This is a genomic window from Amycolatopsis sp. NBC_00345, from assembly GCF_036116635.1.
Taxonomy (GTDB): Bacteria; Actinomycetota; Actinomycetes; order Mycobacteriales; family Pseudonocardiaceae; genus Amycolatopsis.
Window position 1 is genome coordinate 7747831 of sequence record NZ_CP107995.1, and the last position, 16185, is coordinate 7764015.

The 16185-nt window shown below is 70.4% G+C and carries 19 protein-coding genes and 1 riboswitch; of the genes, 9 read left to right on the top strand and 10 right to left on the bottom strand.

Features of this window, described 5'->3' with window-relative positions; genetic code table 11:
• Positions 1–11 precede the first annotated feature (11 nt).
• The gene (locus OG943_RS34935; protein WP_328605189.1) at positions 12–671 is read right to left on the bottom strand and encodes a hypothetical protein; all 660 of its coding nucleotides are present in this window, start codon (positions 669–671) and stop codon (positions 12–14) included.
• Positions 672–686: 15 nt separating this feature from the next.
• Positions 687–820, bottom strand: a riboswitch (cobalamin riboswitch).
• A 43-nt stretch (positions 821–863) separates the two neighbouring features.
• Here OG943_RS34935 and OG943_RS34940 point away from each other — a divergent pair.
• The 3 genes from OG943_RS34940 to OG943_RS34950 all read left to right on the top strand — a co-directional run bounded on the left by OG943_RS34940 (position 864) and on the right by OG943_RS34950 (position 3600).
• Complete coding sequence (locus OG943_RS34940) at positions 864–1760, top strand: Gfo/Idh/MocA family protein (RefSeq protein WP_328605190.1); 897 nt, start codon at positions 864–866, stop codon at positions 1758–1760.
• A gap of 258 nt (positions 1761–2018) precedes the next feature.
• Entirely contained in the window at positions 2019–2675 is a 657-nt protein-coding gene (locus OG943_RS34945) for a VanZ family protein (RefSeq protein ID WP_328605191.1), read from the top strand.
• A 181-nt stretch (positions 2676–2856) separates the two neighbouring features.
• Complete coding sequence (locus OG943_RS34950) at positions 2857–3600, top strand: GNAT family N-acetyltransferase (RefSeq protein WP_328605192.1); 744 nt, start codon at positions 2857–2859, stop codon at positions 3598–3600.
• 48 nt (positions 3601–3648) lie between these two features.
• Here the strand turns inward: OG943_RS34950 and arfB are convergent, their stop codons facing one another.
• From arfB to OG943_RS34975, 5 genes are all read right to left on the bottom strand, one after another.
• The gene (gene arfB, locus OG943_RS34955; protein WP_328605193.1) at positions 3649–4077 is read right to left on the bottom strand and encodes an alternative ribosome rescue aminoacyl-tRNA hydrolase ArfB; all 429 of its coding nucleotides are present in this window, start codon (positions 4075–4077) and stop codon (positions 3649–3651) included.
• Positions 4078–4111: 34 nt separating this feature from the next.
• The gene (gene purM / locus OG943_RS34960; RefSeq protein WP_328605194.1) at positions 4112–5182 is read right to left on the bottom strand and encodes a phosphoribosylformylglycinamidine cyclo-ligase; all 1071 of its coding nucleotides are present in this window, start codon (positions 5180–5182) and stop codon (positions 4112–4114) included.
• A gap of 31 nt (positions 5183–5213) precedes the next feature.
• Entirely contained in the window at positions 5214–6737 is a 1524-nt protein-coding gene (gene purF, locus OG943_RS34965; RefSeq protein ID WP_328605195.1) for an amidophosphoribosyltransferase, read from the bottom strand.
• A 167-nt stretch (positions 6738–6904) separates the two neighbouring features.
• Complete coding sequence (locus OG943_RS34970) at positions 6905–7336, bottom strand: hypothetical protein (protein WP_328605196.1); 432 nt, start codon at positions 7334–7336, stop codon at positions 6905–6907.
• A gap of 23 nt (positions 7337–7359) precedes the next feature.
• Positions 7360–7743 carry a hypothetical protein gene (locus OG943_RS34975; RefSeq protein WP_328605197.1) on the bottom strand — a complete coding sequence of 128 codons (384 nt, stop codon included), beginning with the start codon at positions 7741–7743 and terminating at the stop codon, positions 7360–7362.
• Positions 7744–7916: 173 nt separating this feature from the next.
• Here OG943_RS34975 and OG943_RS34980 point away from each other — a divergent pair, with 173 nt between their 5' ends.
• Entirely contained in the window at positions 7917–9065 is a 1149-nt protein-coding gene (locus OG943_RS34980; protein WP_328605198.1) for a sensor histidine kinase, read from the top strand.
• On the top strand, positions 9062–9745 hold the full coding sequence (locus OG943_RS34985) for a response regulator transcription factor (RefSeq protein ID WP_328605199.1): 684 nt from the start codon (positions 9062–9064) through the stop codon (positions 9743–9745). Before OG943_RS34980 ends, OG943_RS34985 begins: the two co-directional genes overlap by 4 nt.
• 66 nt (positions 9746–9811) lie before the next feature.
• Here the strand turns inward: OG943_RS34985 and OG943_RS34990 are convergent, their stop codons facing one another.
• The 4 genes from OG943_RS34990 to OG943_RS35005 all read right to left on the bottom strand — a co-directional run bounded on the left by OG943_RS34990 (position 9812) and on the right by OG943_RS35005 (position 12179).
• Positions 9812–10222 (bottom strand): hypothetical protein, encoded by a 411-nt coding sequence (locus OG943_RS34990; protein ID WP_328605200.1) that lies wholly within the window; start codon positions 10220–10222, stop codon positions 9812–9814.
• Complete coding sequence (locus OG943_RS34995; RefSeq protein WP_328605201.1) at positions 10209–10448, bottom strand: DUF397 domain-containing protein; 240 nt, start codon at positions 10446–10448, stop codon at positions 10209–10211. The genes OG943_RS34990 and OG943_RS34995 overlap by 14 nt, the downstream gene beginning before the upstream one ends.
• Before the next feature lie 295 nt (positions 10449–10743).
• Entirely contained in the window at positions 10744–11625 is an 882-nt protein-coding gene (locus OG943_RS35000) for a helix-turn-helix domain-containing protein (RefSeq protein WP_328605202.1), read from the bottom strand.
• Between the two features lie 173 nt (positions 11626–11798).
• Positions 11799–12179 (bottom strand): sterol carrier family protein, encoded by a 381-nt coding sequence (locus OG943_RS35005; RefSeq protein WP_328605203.1) that lies wholly within the window; start codon positions 12177–12179, stop codon positions 11799–11801.
• Positions 12180–12238: 59 nt separating this feature from the next.
• Between OG943_RS35005 and OG943_RS35010 the strand changes: the two genes are divergently transcribed.
• From OG943_RS35010 to OG943_RS35025, 4 genes are all read left to right on the top strand, one after another.
• Complete coding sequence (locus OG943_RS35010; RefSeq protein ID WP_328605204.1) at positions 12239–12904, top strand: type VII secretion system-associated protein; 666 nt, start codon at positions 12239–12241, stop codon at positions 12902–12904.
• A 296-nt stretch (positions 12905–13200) separates the two neighbouring features.
• On the top strand, positions 13201–14013 hold the full coding sequence (locus OG943_RS35015) for a lysozyme (RefSeq protein WP_442874610.1): 813 nt from the start codon (positions 13201–13203) through the stop codon (positions 14011–14013).
• A 174-nt stretch (positions 14014–14187) separates the two neighbouring features.
• Complete coding sequence (locus OG943_RS35020; protein ID WP_328605205.1) at positions 14188–15081, top strand: lysozyme; 894 nt, start codon at positions 14188–14190, stop codon at positions 15079–15081.
• A gap of 177 nt (positions 15082–15258) precedes the next feature.
• The gene (locus OG943_RS35025; RefSeq protein ID WP_328605206.1) at positions 15259–16182 is read left to right on the top strand and encodes a hypothetical protein; all 924 of its coding nucleotides are present in this window, start codon (positions 15259–15261) and stop codon (positions 16180–16182) included.
• Positions 16183–16185 lie beyond the last annotated feature (3 nt).

The window sequence follows — 16185 nt, forward strand, 5'->3', positions numbered from 1 at the left end:
GGCCGCGCGGCTCACGAGCGGTCCGCGCCACGCCTGCGCCGCAGCCCGGTCACCACTCCGGCGGCCGCGATCGCCACGATCACCACGATGCCGATCACCAGCCCCCACGGGAAACCGCTGTCCGACGCGGACGGGTCGGCCGGCGCCGGGGCCGGGGCGTTCGCCTGCCGGACGGGCGCGGTCCGCGGCGGCGGGTAGTCCGCGAACGCCTTGTTGTGCGCGAACGACCAGCCCTCGAAACTGCCCGCCGGCGGCTTCCAGCCCTGCGCGCCGACCTGGCTCGACTCCCACTTGCCGCCGTTCGTGGCGGTCCAGAAGCTCCACGACGCGCTCTCCGGCGGCATCCCGGTGCACGACTGGTCGGCGGGCTTGCCCTCGATCTTGCAGACCAGGGCCAGGCCGTACTTGCCGGCGCCGGCCAGGTCCAGGCCCGCGTTCTGCATGGCCGTGACGCCGTTCTCCTGCGGTCCGGGCGCGCAGCGGATGAGCGTGTCACCGCCGAGGTCCTGGTAGTCGACGATCACGGTGACGCCGGTGGCGTCCGGGCAGTAGCCGGCGGTGCCCTTCCCGGGCACAGTCGCGGCGGCGGGGCCGGCCCCGGCCAGGCCGACGGTGGACAGCAGCGCGCACGCGGCCAGAACTCGCCCCCAGGCGAGCGAAGTGACAGACATCGGTTGACGAACCTCGCATCGAGTCGGACCACGGCGGGCGATCCGGCTCACGGCCTTGGCCAGGCCGATCACGGTTGCGGGTCAGCGCCGGACTCGCACCGGCTTCCCCCGTTCGTGGCGTAGAACGCACTGACGTTAACCCACCGGAGGGACCCGCAGGAAGCGACAGCGGACACACCTACACTTCCGGGCGTGGGACTCGGACAGCTGCGCGTCGGACTCGTCGGAACCGGTCCGTGGGCGACCACGGTGCACGCGCCCGGGCTGGCCGACCATCCTGGGACAACGCTCGCCGCCGTCTGGGCCCGCCGGGCCGGCGCCGCGAAGGAGCTGGCCGACGCGCACGGGGCGATCGGCACCGACGACCTCGACGAGCTGTTCTCGCAGGTCGACGCGCTGGCGTTCGCCGTCCCGCCCGCCGTGCAGGCCGAGCTGGCGGTCAAGGCCGCCGAGGCGGGCAAGCACCTGATCCTGGAGAAGCCGATCGCCGCCGACCTGGCCGGCGCGCAGCGGCTGGCCGACGCCGTGGCCGCGAACAACGTCGCGTCGCTGGTCATGCTCACCCTGCGGTTCTCCACCCAGACCCGCGAGTGGCTCGAGGACATCACCCGCGCCGGTGGCTGGCGCGGCGGCGGCGCCCGCTGGCTGTCGGGCGCGCTGCTCGGCGGCCAGTACGCGGCTTCGGCCTGGCGCCAGGACACCACGGGCGGCGCGCTCGCGGACATCGGCCCGCACGCGTTCGACCTGCTCGACGCCGCACTCGGCCGGATCACCGACGTGCTCGCGGCCCACCGCGCCGAGGGTGACCTCTGGCAGCTGCTGCTGGCCCACGAGGGTGGCGCGACGAGCACCGCGACGCTCTCGCTGCACCTGCCGGTTCAGCCCACCGTGGTCGAGATCGCCGTCTACGGCGAGCAGGGATACCGGACACTCGGACGCAAAGCGGGCACAGCCGGGGAGTCCTACACCGCACTGCTGGATGACTTCGCCGCGATGATCGCGAGCGGCACCACCACTCACCCGTGCGACGTCCGGCGGGGCCTGCACCTGTCCTCGATCATCGAACGGGCCCGCGAGCTCGCCGAGTAGTACACAGGCCGTCCTCGCTAATTTCTGTTGTGAAATAAGGCTTTCGCCTAAGCGCCCGAAATCCTTCCACAGGGTTGTCCACAGCATCCACTGTGGACGGTCCGCGCCTCGACCGAACCACGGGAAGCCGTTTCGCGCCACCGGAAGATCACCGAATAGTGCTGGCCACTGGGCATGCCAAGTGGATCTTGCAATGCGATGGTTGATCTTGGGAGGGCGGGAAGAAGCAGTTCAGAGGGGCTCTGAGAAGGGAAGCGCATGGGTGCTCTGCTGCGCGCTTTCTGGGGGATGATCCCGTTGACGGCCATCGCGCTGCCCTACGCGCTGATCAGCTGGCCATTGCTCACGGCGAGGAGGCGGCGAAGAACCGGCATCCGCCACGCCTCCGCGACCGCAGCCGTCGACGTCTCCACCGCGACGCTGGGCGTCCTGGTGGTCTTCCTGGTGGTGATGCCCGTCGGCGACGCCGACACGAGCACCCTCGACCTGGTCCCCGGCGCCGACCTGTCCGCCGCGCTGGCCGACGACGGCTCGCTCTGGCAGGTCATCGGCAACCTCCTGATGCTGTGCCCACTGGGCGCGCTGCTCCCGATCCGGGTGCGGCGGCTGCGCTCACTCAGCCGGATCGCGCTGACCGCGATGGCCGCGTCCGTGCTGGTGGAGGCCATGCAGTTCGTGATCCACTCCGGCCGCGTCAGCTCCACCGACGACGTCCTGCTCAACACCCTCGGCGCCACGATCGGCGCGGCGCTGACCCGGCGCGGCTGGCGCTGGCTCGACCTCCCGCCGGCGCCGCCGCCGATCCCGCGCCAGGTGCGGCGGACCGTCTGCGAGTCGCCGACGCTGCGGATGCGCGTGCCCCGCTCGGTCTGGGACGCGCGCTACGCCGGGGCCGGCCATCCCGAGCGGCGCTGAAAACCGCTTGCCCCAGGTGCCAGACTCGGGACAAACCCGTTTCGGACGAAGGAATGCCAATGTATGCCGTCGCTGCCCGCGTCGGCCGAGGCCAGGCCTGACGCGAACTCATCTGCGTCGCCCCTAGCGCGTGCTCTGTGCATGCGCTCCTTCTCCGACCCCGAAAGGGTTCATCCCACTCATGTCAGCCCTTCAGGCTTACGTCCGCACGACCGCGCCCCGCGGCCGTGAAACCGAACGCATCGGCCCGTTCCTCGCCACCTTCGCGCGGGACACCGACCACCCGATGCTCAACTACGCGATCCCCGACGACGGCGCCACGGCGTCGGCCGCCGAGATCGCGGAACTGACCGCGGCCTACCACCGCCGTGGCCTGCTGCCGCGGCTCGAGTTCTTCACCGAGGCCGCCCCGGACCTGGAAGAACTCCTGGTCGCACGGGGTTACGCGCTGGAACGGCGCATCCCGCTCATGACGTGCGTCCCCGAGGACTTCCTCGACCGCCCAGCGCCCGTCGGCATCGGGCTGCGGGCTCCGCTGACCGAGGCCGACGTGCGCGGCTTGCGTTCGGCGCAGAACGTGGCCTACGGGGAGTCCCCGGACGTGTCCGACGCCGAGGTGGCCAGCACGAGTGCGTTCGGCGAGCGGGCTGTGCTCGTCGAAGACACGGCCACTGGCGAGATCATCGGTGGCGGCGTGGCGCTGGAAGTCGTCGACGGCACCGCCGAGATCGCGGGCATCGCCGTCGCCGCCGCTTACCGGCACCGCGGCATCGCTTCGGCCATCGCGGCGCACCTCACGCGGTTGGTACACGAACAAGGCGCGCACACGGCCTTCCTCACCCCCGGGGACGAGGGCATCGCCACGGTGTACCGCCGCGTCGGCTACCGGCCCGCGGGCGAGTGCGTGCACCTCTCGCTGAGCTAGTCGTGAGTGTTTATGACGGTTAGAACCGTCATAAACACTCACGAGCAGTCAGTCGTCGAAGCGGCCGCCGCGGCCGCGTTTCACGTCGCCACGGCGTTTCTTCGCGGCCAGGCGGCGTTCCTTCGAGCCCCGGGAGGGCTTGGTGGGACGCCGTTTGGCCGGCGGCGGCGCGGAGGCCGCCAGCAGCGCCGCGGCCAGCCGCTCGCGCGCCGCGTCCCGGTTCATCAGCTGGGAGCGGTGCTCGCTGGCGGCGATGGTCAGCACGCCGTCGACCAGCCGCCCCGAAAGCCGCGCCAGGATGCGCTCCTTGAGCACCGGCGGGATCACCGCCGAGCCGGCCACGTCGAACGACAGCTCGACCCGCGAGTCCGTGGTGTTCACGCCCTGCCCGCCCGGTCCGGACGACCGGGAGAAGCGCTCGCTCAGCTCGGCCCCGGGTACCACGAACCGGGAGCCGATCACCACGTCCTCTGCCACCCGTCCAGTCTGACAGGAGGCGGCAACCGCGTTTCTAAAAGCGCGGGTGGTCCCCCGACAGCACGGCGCGCGGGCCGTCCGGGTCCTCCGCCGGCTGCACGTCGCCGAGGATCCAGGACGGCACGTGCCGCGCGGTCAGCACGGCCAGCGCCCGGTCGACGTCCTCGGCCGAGACGATCGCGACCATGCCGACGCCCATGTTGAACGTCTTCTCCAGCTCCGCCCGCTCGACCTTGCCGCGTTGCCCGACCAGCGCGAACACCGGCGCCGGCGTCCAGGTCCCGCGCTCCAGCCGGGCGACCAGGCCCCGCGGCATCACACGCGCGAGGTTGGCCTCCAGGCCGCCGCCGGTGATGTGCGCGAACGTGCGCACCTCGGTCTCGGCGGCCAGCGCCAGGCAGTCCTTGGCGTAGATCCGCGTCGGCTCCAGCATCTCCTCGCCGAGAGTGCGGCCGAACTCCTCGACGTGCCCGTCCAGCGGCATGCGCGCGATGTCCAGCAGCACGTGCCGGGCCAGCGAGTAGCCGTTGGAGTGCAGGCCGGACGCACCCATGGCCAGCACCACGTCGCCGGGGCGCACCCGCTCCGGGCCGAGCAGCGCGGACGCCTCGACGACGCCGACGCCGGTGGCCGACATGTCGTAGTCGTGCTCGCCCATCAGGCCGGGGTGCTCGGCCGTCTCGCCGCCGAGCAGCGCGCAGCCGGCCTGCACGCAGCCCTCGGCGATGCCGCCGACCAGTGCCGCGATCTTCTCCGGCACCACCTTGCCGACGGCGATGTAGTCCTGCAGGAACAGCGGCTCGGCCCCGGTGACCACGAGGTCGTCGACCACCATGGCGACCAGGTCGATGCCCACGGTGTCGTGCTTGTCCAGCGCCTGCGCGACGGCGATCTTGGTGCCGACGCCGTCGGTGGACGACGCGAGCACCGGTTCCTTCCACCGGTCGAGCTTGAGCGAGAAGAGCCCGGCGAAGCCGCCGACCCCGCCGCGGACCTCTGGTCGCGTGGCGCGCTCGGCGTGTGGCTTGAGCAGCTCGACGGCTTGGTCACCGGCGTCGATACTGACTCCGGCGGCGGCGTACGTGGCGCTCGTGGACTCGCTCACGGAAGCGGACTCCCTCTTGGACAAGCTGTGACTAGGGACGCCGGACGGCGTCTTCGGCACCGTACCCCGCGGGGCTGACCGGGGTCGCCGCGCCATTGACCGCGTCCATGCTCTCGAGCAGGTGCTTGCCGATCAGCGCGTCGTCGGGCAGCGCGATCGGGTACTCGCCGGAGAAGCACGCCGTGCACAGGCGCGTCTTCGGCTGCTCCGACGCCGCGACGAGGCCGTCGAGCGAGATGTAGCCCAGCGAGTCGGCCCCGATGGAGCGGCGGATGCCGTCGAGGTCGACGCCGTTGGCCACCAGCTCGGCCCGTGAGGCGAAGTCGATGCCGTAGAAGCACGGCCACCGCACCGGCGGCGACGCGATCCGGACGTGCACCTCCAGCGCGCCCGCCTCCCGCAGCATGCGGACGAGCGCGCGCTGGGTGTTGCCGCGGACGATGGAGTCGTCCACCACCACCAGGCGCTTGCCGCGGATGACGTCGCGCAGCGGGTTCAGCTTGAGCCGGATGCCCAGCTGGCGGATGGTCTGCGACGGCTGGATGAACGTGCGCCCGACGTAGGCGTTTTTCACCAGGCCGGTGCCGTACGGGATGCCTGAGCCCTGCGCGTAGCCGATCGCGGCGGGCGTGCCGGACTCCGGCACGGGCATCACCAGGTCCCCGTCGGCCGGGTGCTCGAGGGCGAGCCGCCGCCCGATCTCCACGCGGGTGGCGTGCACGCTGCGGCCGGCGATCGAGGTGTCCGGGCGGGCCAGATAGACGTACTCGAAGACGCAGCCCTTGGGATCGGGGTTGGCGAACCGCGAGGAGCGCAGGCCCGAGGCGTCGATCGCGATCAGCTCGCCGGGCTCGACCTCGCGGACGAAGGACGCGCCGCAGATGTCCAGCGCGGCCGTCTCGCTCGCCACGACCCAGCCGCGCTCCAGCCGGCCGAGCACCAGCGGGTGCACGCCGTGCGGGTCGCGCGCCGCGTACAGCGTGTTCTCGTCGGAGAAGACCAGGCAGAACGCGCCGACGAGCGTCGGCAGCAGCTCCATGGCGGCCGCCTCGATGCCCTTGTCGGCGGCGTTCGCGGCGAGCAGCCCGCAGATCAGGTCCGAGTCGCTCGACGAGCCGGTGAGCCCGGCGTGCGGCTTCAGGCCCGCGGCGATGGTGCGCTCACGCAGCTCCGAGGTGTTCACCAGGTTGCCGTTGTGCGCGAAGGACAGGCCGCTGCCGGTGGCGGTGGTCCGGAAGATCGGCTGCGCGTTCTCCCAGATCGTCGCGCCGGTGGTGGAGTAACGGCAGTGCCCGACGGCGATGTGGCCCTGCAGCGACTGCAGCACCTGCTCGTCGAACACCTGGCTGACGAGGCCGAGGTCCTTGAAGACCACGATCTGCGAGCCGTCGGACACCGAGATGCCCGCCGCCTCCTGCCCGCGGTGCTGCAGGGCGTAGAGGCCGTAGTAGGTCAGTTTGGCGACCTCTTCCCCGGGAGCCCAGACGCCGAAGACGCCACACTCCTCGCGAGGTTCCGGGTCGGGCTGATCAGTGCTGGACGGGTCGGAAACCACCGAGGTGCTCCCAGGAAGACGTGGTCAGGCCAAGTCAAGTGTAAGGGGTGTCAAGCCGATAAACGGCGGACGCGACGTGGTTCTGCCCACTCCTCCGTTCCGGTCCCGGCCTGCGGCGGGCGGTGTGCCCGCGGCGGATCTTCGCACCGGGGACGGACCGGGCACGCTCACCTGACCGGCGCCGAGGGAACCGGCTTCGCCCGGCGGCCACGCCGCGTCCTGACCATGCCGATCACCCCGGCGACACCGGCGGTGACGAGCCCACCGACCATGACGACGTTTCCGGCGACCGTGCCCGGGTTGTGCGACAACAGGTTGGGCGTCAGCTGGTTGGCCAGGGCGCCGACAACGACGATCCAGAACGCGATGAGCACGCCGAAGACCGGGTGCCACCACCAGCGGGAGGTGACCAGCATCAGCAGCCCGGCCGCCACGATGAACAGGATGCCCGGCGGGAAGGCGGAGAAGCCGAAGGACTTCTCCCCGTTCGCGAACTTCGCCGGGTCGGCGGCCCACTGGATCAGCAGCCCGAGGATGCCGATGAGCAGCCCGGCGAACGCGATGAGCGTGCTTCGGTTGAGCCGGCGCAGAGGGAACATGACGAACTCCTTCACAAATGGGGTCAACGGGTTGGGGTGGCGCGGATGACCGAGGCCACCGCGAAGACCGCGGCGGCGACGAAACTGAGCACCTGCACCCAGCCGGCGGTGAAGTCGAAGACCGCCGACGGGTGGGTCAGCGTGGACGTGAACTGGGGCGACGCGAACCCGCCGTAGAGGAAGAGGGCGCTCATGACCGCGGCCAGCAACGGGGTGTACCGCCCTCGGGCCAACGCCACGACCACGGCGACCGCCGGGTAGAGGAACGGGCCAGGTCCGTCGTAACCGGTCGATTCGTCGGCGATGGCGGCCAGCACCAGTGCGGCGCAGGTGGCGATCAGCAGCGAACGGTGCCGGCCGGTGGCCCTGCCGATCGCCGTCCATGCCGCCCGGGTTTGCTCTGCCATGGCCAGATCTCCTTCAGGTGCCGGATCGAACGACTGCCATGGTCGGCTCAGCCGGACGCCGACCGCGTCGGACGCAGAGCGGCCTTCGCGTCGCGTGACTACGTCAGCTGACGTAGCCAGGTGTCGCCGCGACGCTGATGTGCCGCCGCCCGCCGGCGGGCAGGCTGGGCGGCATGGTGGCGGTGTTCGGCGATCGGCTGGCGCGTCCGGCGTGGTCGGACGTGGTGCTCGGCGCCGCGCTCGCGGTGGCCGTGGTCGCCGGCACGATGGCCGCCTCCCCCGGGCAGACCGACCGATCCCGCCCCCTGGACGTGGCCGGCCTGGTGCTGCTGGTGGCGGCCGCAGCCGTGACCGCGGTCCCGCGGCGGACCACGCCGTTGGCTGCGTTGACCGGCGCGGTGCTGCTGGTCAACGCCTACCTGCTGGCCGGATACCCCTACGGGCCGGTGTTGCTGTGCCTGGTGATCACGGTGTTCGAGGTGGCCCGGCAGCGTCCACTGACCGTGTCGGCGACGGCCGGCGGGCTGGCGGCGGTGATCTCCTCGGCGGCCCTCCTGCTCAGGCTGATCGGCGACGGGCACACCCCGGTGCTGCTGGCACTGGCCTGGACCGGCTGGATCGTGCTGCCGTGGTCACTCGGCGCGCTGATCCACGTGACGGACGCGGCCCGCCGACGGGCCCGCCGGGACCTGATCGCCCGCACCGCGCTCGAGGAACGGATGCGGCTCGCCGGCGAGGTGCACGACATCGCCGGCCACGGCTTCGCGCTGGTCACCATGCAGGCCGGAGTCGCGCTACTGGTCTTCGACGAGCAGCGGGACCAGGCCCGGCTCTCCCTGGAAGCCATCCAGGAGACCAGCACCGCCGCGCTCGCCGACCTGCGCCGGATGCTGGACACCTTCCACCCCCGTTCCCCCCGGCCCGCCGACCCGGCCGGTGTCGCCGGTCTCGCCGGCCTCGTCCAGCAGGTCCGTGCCGGTGGCCTGCCGGTGGAGGTGGTCGCCGACGGTCCCGCCGACCTGCCCGAGCCGCTGGGCGCCACCGTGTACCGGGTGGTGCAGGAGGCGTTGACCAACGTGCTGCGCCACGCCGGCCCCACTCAGGCCGAGGTCGCGATCCACCGGGGCGAACGGCACGTTCGAGTCCGGGTGACCGACCGTGGCACCAGCATGATCGCCACCGCCGGGGCGCCGGTCGGCCGTGGGCTGGCCGGGATGCGCCGCCGGGTCGAGGACCTGGACGGCCGGTTGGCCGCCGGCCCCCGTGACGGCGGCGGATTCCAGGTCGTGGCCTGGTTGCCCGCGCCGGAGGTGCCCCGATGATCCGGGTGCTGCTGGTCGACGACCATCAGCTGGTCCGGATGGGACTGCGGGTGCTCGTCGACCGTGAGGACGACATGCGGGTGGTCGGTGAGGCCGGCAACGGGCAGCAGGCACTCACCCGGCTGGCCCACAGCCCCGCCGACGTGATGCTGCTGGACATCCGGATGCCCGGCATGGACGGGCTGGAGGTACTGCGCCGCCTCGCCGCCGATCCGGCGTTGCGCCAGGTGCGGGTCATCGTGGTCACCACGTTCGAGATCGACCAGTACGTGTTCGAGGCACTCGGCGCCGGGGCCAGCGGCTTCATCCTCAAGGACAGCGCACCCACCGAACTCGTGCACGCGATCCGGGTCGTGGCGGCCGGCGAGGCGCTGCTGTCCCCTTCGGTGACCCGCCTGATGGTGTCCACGTTCGCGCAGCGCTGGACGGCGCCCGCCGCCGTCGACGGCCTGGACACCCTCACCGGCCGGGAGCGGGAGATCACCGCGTGGGTGGCCACCGGCAGGTCCAACGGCGAGATAGCCGAGGCGCTGTTCCTGTCCCCGGCCACCGTCCGCACCCACGTGGCGAGGGCGATGGGCAAGCTCAACGCCCGTTCGCGCGCCCAGCTCGTCGTGCTCGCCGTCCGAGCCGGGCTGACCGTTCAGTTCCGAGATTCCACAGCTTTGCCGCGGGTATGAAACAGGCCCCGCACGAGGTGTATTGGGACACTTCGTACGGGGCCTGAAGACTTCGTCGGCGCGGCCTCAGCGGGCCGCGAGCCACTTCGACGTGCCGCCACGACCGGGGACCCAGCAGCCCTTGGCGTGGGTGCCGGCCAGGTCCTGCTGGTCGGGCAGGGCGAGAACCTCGGCGAGGACCTTCGCGGCCTCGCCCTCGGAACGCCACAACCACGTCTCGGGGTCGAGGATGTTCTCCTCGGAGCCGGGCATCCGCAGGGCGACCACATCGTCCTCGGCGTTGAGCCGGACGACGTCCACCAGATCGTCGTGGACGCGGACTCCCACCACGGCGAGCACCTCGCCACGCTCGTCCGCCGGGTGCACGAACTGGTACCCGCGGGCGATCAGCTCCTGCAGGCCGGTCTCGATGTCGAGGACTACCGGTGCGGTGCCGCCGGGACTACGGTGGGAGCCGAGGATGTCATTGGAGGACATCGTCGAATTCCCCGTCCTTCGCTCCCGCGAGGAAGGCAGCCATCTCGGAGCGGGTGTACACGAGCGCCGGTCCGGTCGGGAAGCGCGAGTTGCGCATCGCGATCTCGCCGGAAGCGAGCGGGGCGACCTCCACGCAGTTGCCCACGGAGCCGCTGTAGCTCGCCTTGCGCCATGCGGCGCCGGTCAGACGGTCGGCCGGAACACCGTTCTCGAACCGCTCAGCCATGATCCCCACCTTCCGGGACGGTGAAAAGCTCAGGAATCTGCATGTGCATTTGCCTGTGACTTGGACGCTAGCACGCGCGCTTGCAACGGTAAATGCACGTGCAGAAGTTTCTGCAAATTTCTCCCAGCGTGACGACACAGTTCAGTAGAAAGTCCCGGTCAGGCGAACACACCGGTACCCGATAGAGTGAATTGTTACGGTGAGTATTTCTTTGTCGGGTAATGGTTGCACTCCGCTCAACGGAGCAACAGAGCGCTGGAGCCCGACGCCGGCAAACAGAGCCGCGTAAGAAGAGTCAGATCTCCTGGCGACGCTTCGCCAGCCGGGCCCGGCTGCGTTCCGGGGTCTCGGCGTCGACGGCCAGCAGGTCGAGGGCGCGGCCGTACTTCTCGATCTCGTCGCGCTTGTCGAGATAGTGGGCGCCGGTCAGGTATTCGACGTACGCGATGTTCGGCAGCTCCGTCTCGGCGAAGCGCAGCAAGGAGAACGCGTGCTCGGCCGAGAGACCACTGCGGCAATACGGCAGGATCTGCACCGACACATGCGGCAGCGTCGTCACCTCGAGCAGGTATTCCAACTGCTGCTTGAACACCTTCGGCCCGCCGATCGGCCGGTACAGCACCGACTCGTCGAGCACGGCCCAGATGCGCGGCGCGTCCGGGCGGGCCAGCATCTTCTGCCGCCGCATGCGCAGGGCCACCAGCTGGTCGACCCGCTCGTCCGCCATCTCCGGGCGGCCGTGGCTGAAGATCGCCCGCGCGTACTGCTCGACCTGCAGCAGGCCGGAGACGAACAGCGGCTCCCAGATCTGGATCCGCGACGCGGCCTCTTCCAATCCGACGAGGTCGGTGAACCAGCCCGGCACCGTTTCGCCGAACTTCCGCCACCAGCCGGCTTCGTTCGACTGCTTGACCATTTCGAGGAACGCCTTGCGTTCTTCGAGGTCGGCCACGCCGTACATGGTCAGCAGATCGCTGACGTCGCGTTCCTTGAAGCCCACGCGGCCCAGCTCCAGGCGCGAGATCTTGGACTCCGAGCCGCGGATGTTGTAACCGGCCTGCTGGCGCGTGATGCCCGCGTCTTCGCGCAGCCTGCGCAGCTGCGAGCCGAGGATCATGCGGCGAGCGGTGGGCCCGAGACTCTGCTCACCACCACCGGACGCGTTCACCGCGTTCATGACCGGACCTTCCGTACGCCGCTGGTTGACCTGGGGATTCAGCCCGACTACCCAAAGTACACGTACGGAGCCACGCCGTATAGCAAGGCTCAGGCCCCGTCCCGGCATTCTACGGAGAGTCGGAGTCAAAGAACACAGTCAGGTGAGTATTGACCGGTCCGGACCCGAGTGGATCAGAGGCGGACTACTGGGAGCCAGTGTGCGAGGTCGGCCCGGGTGCCCGAGGCGGTCACGCGCCCGGCGTCCACGGCGCCGTCCCAGCCGAGCAGTCCGGTGGCCAGTTCGAGCCAGGTGCGCGGGTCCGTTTCGATCACGTTCGGCGGCGTGCCACGGGTGTGCCGGGGGCCTTCGACACACTGCACCGCCGCGAACGGCGGAACGCGAACCTCGACGGTGTGGCCGGGCGCGTCCTGGGCCAGCGTCCGCAGGCTCAGCCGGACGGCCGCGGCCAGCTCGGGCCGCGCCGGATCCGGCCCCTCACCTCGCAGCCACCCGGAAACGGCCAGCACCGCGGCTCGTAACTCAGCGGGGTCGACCGAACGCGATGAGGCCATGGGAGAACAGTAGAGTGGCCGCACACCAGATTTCAGGCACCCGGCACCGAGGGACGGCGATGGCGCAGCGGGACGAGGCAGATCGGATGGCTTCCCGGACCACCCCCGCGGAGCGTCGCGGAAAACAGCCCTCGGGCGGGCGGCACGGCCGGCGCGGCCCACAGGGCAAGCCGGAGATCACCGAGGAGATGCGGGCCAACGCGCGGGCGAACCCCAACAGCTGGCTGTACGTCATCGACGAGGCCTTCGACCCCAACGGCCCGGTCCCGTCGTGGGCCGTCGTGGGCGCGTACCCGGTGAGCGGCGCGGGCGACGTCGTCGAGGACTTCCACCCCAACGACCGCTACCGGCCCTCCCCGAAGGCACTCGGCTTCCCCGAGCCCGCCAACGACCTCGAGCAGCTGCTGCAGCTCGTGCGCACCGAGCACCGCCCGGCCGAGGACCTGCCGAAGGTCATCCTGGACGCGACGCTGTTCGTCTACGCGATGTCGCCGATCCAGCGCACGATCATCGGCTTCCACAACACCGACGGCCGCGTGCTCGTGCCCGCCTACACCCGCAAGTCGCTGGTGCCGCGCGAGTGGCCGCACGCCCGCGCCGTGCTGGGCCGGGACATCGTGGGGCTGCTGGCCGGCCACCCGGTGGCGGTCAACCCGCACGACCTGATCACGGCCGTCGTCCCGGCGGAGCACCTGATCAAGGCGCTGGCCGACGAGCGGCGCTGACCCTCGTCTCTAATCCGTTAAGGACTCCTTACCCGCGTGGGACGCCGGTAAGGAGTCCTTAACCGCGTCCGTGATGCCCTGAAGGCCACCTTGAGGGCATCTACGTCCCTCAAGGTGGCCTTCAGGGCATCACCACCACCTGCCCGGAGTGGATCACCCACAGGGACAGCGCGTGTCACAGACCGGCCTTTGACCTGGGCAGATAACCCGATTGAGTGATCACCGATTCGCCGGAACGGCAGCGGGCGGGCATCGTGACCCCGTAAGGAGTACACGCGTCCGGTTGGGAGTCCAGGGTGAAGCGTCGCAATCCGCTGCTGCGCTGCGGCGCGGTTCTCTTCGCCGGGGTGGCCGGGCTGGCGCTGTGCGGACCGCCCGCCGGAGCGGCTCCGAGTTACGCCGGCGCCGACGACAACTTCGCCGGCTCGCAAATCGCGAAGCATGAAGGCGTCAGCGGCACACCGAACGTCCAGTACTCGGCCGAAGACCAAGTCCTCGGCCACGACGTGAGCGGGCACCAGGGCGCCGTCGACTGGCCGGCGGCCGCGAACGCGGGCGCGAAGTTCGTCTACGTCAAGGCAACCGAGGGCACCGGCTTCGTCAGCCCCCAGTTCACCCAGCAGTACAACGGTTCCTACTCCGCCGGGCTCGTCCGCGGCGCCTACCACTTCGCGCGGCCCGACGTCTCGGACGGCGCCACGCAGGCCAACTACTTCCTCGCGCACGGCGGCGGCTGGAGCAACGACGGCCGGACCCTGCCCGGCGCGCTCGACGCGGAGTACAACCCGTACGGCGACACCTGTTACGGCAAGGACCCCGCCTCGCTCGTCGCGTGGATCCAGTCCTTCTCGGACACCTACCGCGCGCGCACCGGTCGGCTGCCGACGATCTACACGTCCACGAGCTGGTGGAAGAAGTGCACCGGCAACAGCCCGGCGTTCGGCGCGAATCCACTGTGGCTGGCGCGCTACAACACCCAGGTCGGGGAGCTGCCCGCCGGATGGCGCAGCCAGTCGATCTGGCAGTTTGCGGACAAGGGCGTGCTGCCGGGCGACCAGAACTGGCTCAATGGTCCCCTCGCGCTCCTGCGCAATCTGGCAATCGGGTGAACATTCGTTATCAGCTAACGAATTGACGATCATCCACTGAGGAAAATCACCCACGTGAACTTTTAACTTCGCGGAACTTGGTGACAAACGCGAGTCCGTCCTCAAGAATCTCCCCACGGGCGGCTACCTGCACATAGCCGCCCTCAGCGAGGGTATCTGTGAAGGGATTCAACGATGTCCACTTCCCGAAGAGGACGGCGCTCGATTCTGCTCTCCGTCCTGGCCATCCCCACCGTGGCGCTCCTGCTCGGCACCGCGGCTCAGGCGACGGCCGTTCCGAACAACCCGGCGTCGGCCGACGAGGTCAACGCGATCAACGCCGACATCCTGGTCCACAACCACGAGCTGGGGTCCCAGATCCGGCGGGTCGAAGGCGACACCTCCACCCCCGGCACCGACGCCGCGGCGCAGCAACCGCAGCCGGCGGCCGCCATTCCGAACCAGGTACTGGCGACCACCGCCGGTATGGACGTCGCCAGTTATCAGGGCAACGTCGACTGGGCGAACTGGTGGGGCCAGGGCAAGCGGTTCGTCTGGACCAAGGCGACGGAAAGCACCAACTACACGAACCCGTACTTCGCTCAGCAGTACAACGGTTCGTACAACCAGGGCTTCATCCGCGGCGCGTACCACTTCGCCACCCCGAATACGGCGAGCGGCGCCGCGCAGGCCACGTATTTCGTGGCGCACGGCGGCGGCTGGTCCGGGGACGGCAAGACCCTGCCGGGCGCGCTGGACATGGAGTACAACCCGTACGGCGACACCTGTTACGGCCTGAGCCAGGCGTCGATGGGCGCGTGGATCCGCGACTTCCACGACACCTACCACGCCAAGACCGGCCGCTGGCCCGTCATCTACACCTCGACGAGCTGGTGGAGCCAGTGCGTGGGCACGTCGCAGACCTTCGGCGACACCGTCCCGCTCTGGGTCGCGCGGTACGCGTCGTCGGTCGGCACGCTGCCGAACGGCTGGGGCTACTACACCGTTTGGCAGTACACCTCGAGCCCGCTCGACCAGGACACCTTCAACGGTGGACTGGACCGGGTGCAGGCACTGGCCAACGGCTGATCCGCTGGTGACTCCCGGTCGTCCCGCCTCCCGCGAGGCGGGGCGGCCGGGAGCCGCTTTTGTGCCAGGCCGTCCGACCTTGCAGAATGCAGGGCACTGTGGGGCGGAGGAACCGCCGGCGCTCACCAGGCGTCAGACCGCGGCGCGAATCGGTGCAGCAGGAAGGCGGAACCGGAGATGACCTACCCACCGCAGCCCGGGCAGGGCGGCCAGCCCGACCCCTACGGCCAGGGCTGGCAGCAACAGCCCCCGTCGGGTGGGGTCCCGCAGCAGCCGGGCTGGGACCCGAACGCGCAACAACAGCCGCAGGGCTGGGACCCGAACGCCCAGCAGCCGCAGCAGCCGGGCTGGGATCCCAACGCCCAGCAGCAGCCCGCGTGGGACCCGAACACCCAGCAGTACGGGCAGCCGTACCAGCAGCAGCCGCACCCGACCCAGCAGTACCCGCAGCAGGGCTGGGACCCCAACCAGCCGCCGCCTCAGCAGGGCTGGGACCCGAACCAGCAGCTGTACGGCCAGGGCTACGGCGGACCGGGTGGGCCAGGTGGTCCGGGTGGGCCGCCGCCGCAGAAGAACAAGACCGCGCTGTGGGTCGGGATCGCCGTGGCGGTGGTCCTGGTCGTCGCGCTCGGCATCACCGGCTTCGTCGCGCCCGGGTTCTTCCTGAGCAAGGACGACAAGACGAACACGGCCCAGAATCCGCCTTCGGGGCAGCAGCAGCCCCGCACCTCGGCGCCGGGGCTGCCGACGGACGAGTCCTCGCCGCCGACCGGCGAGTCCGACGCGCCCGGCTCGGGCGGCACCAGCGACCCGGGCGCGGGCAAGGCGACCGTCGAGGCGTTCCTGGCGAAGGTCAACGCGAAGGACGCCGCCGGCGCGACCTCGATGGTCTGCGAGGGCAGCGAGTCCTTCTCCAAGGACAGCATCACCGAGTCCACTGCCGGCACGCCGCAGCTGAAGGCGGGCGAGTACTCGGGCAGCGCGATCGTCACGGCCACGATCAGCGGCTCGGTGTCCGGCAAGGACGCCAACGGCTCGGTGATCGCGAGCTCGTTCGACGGCAAGTGGTGCATCGGCGGGTTCTTCGTCATCGCGTTCTGATCC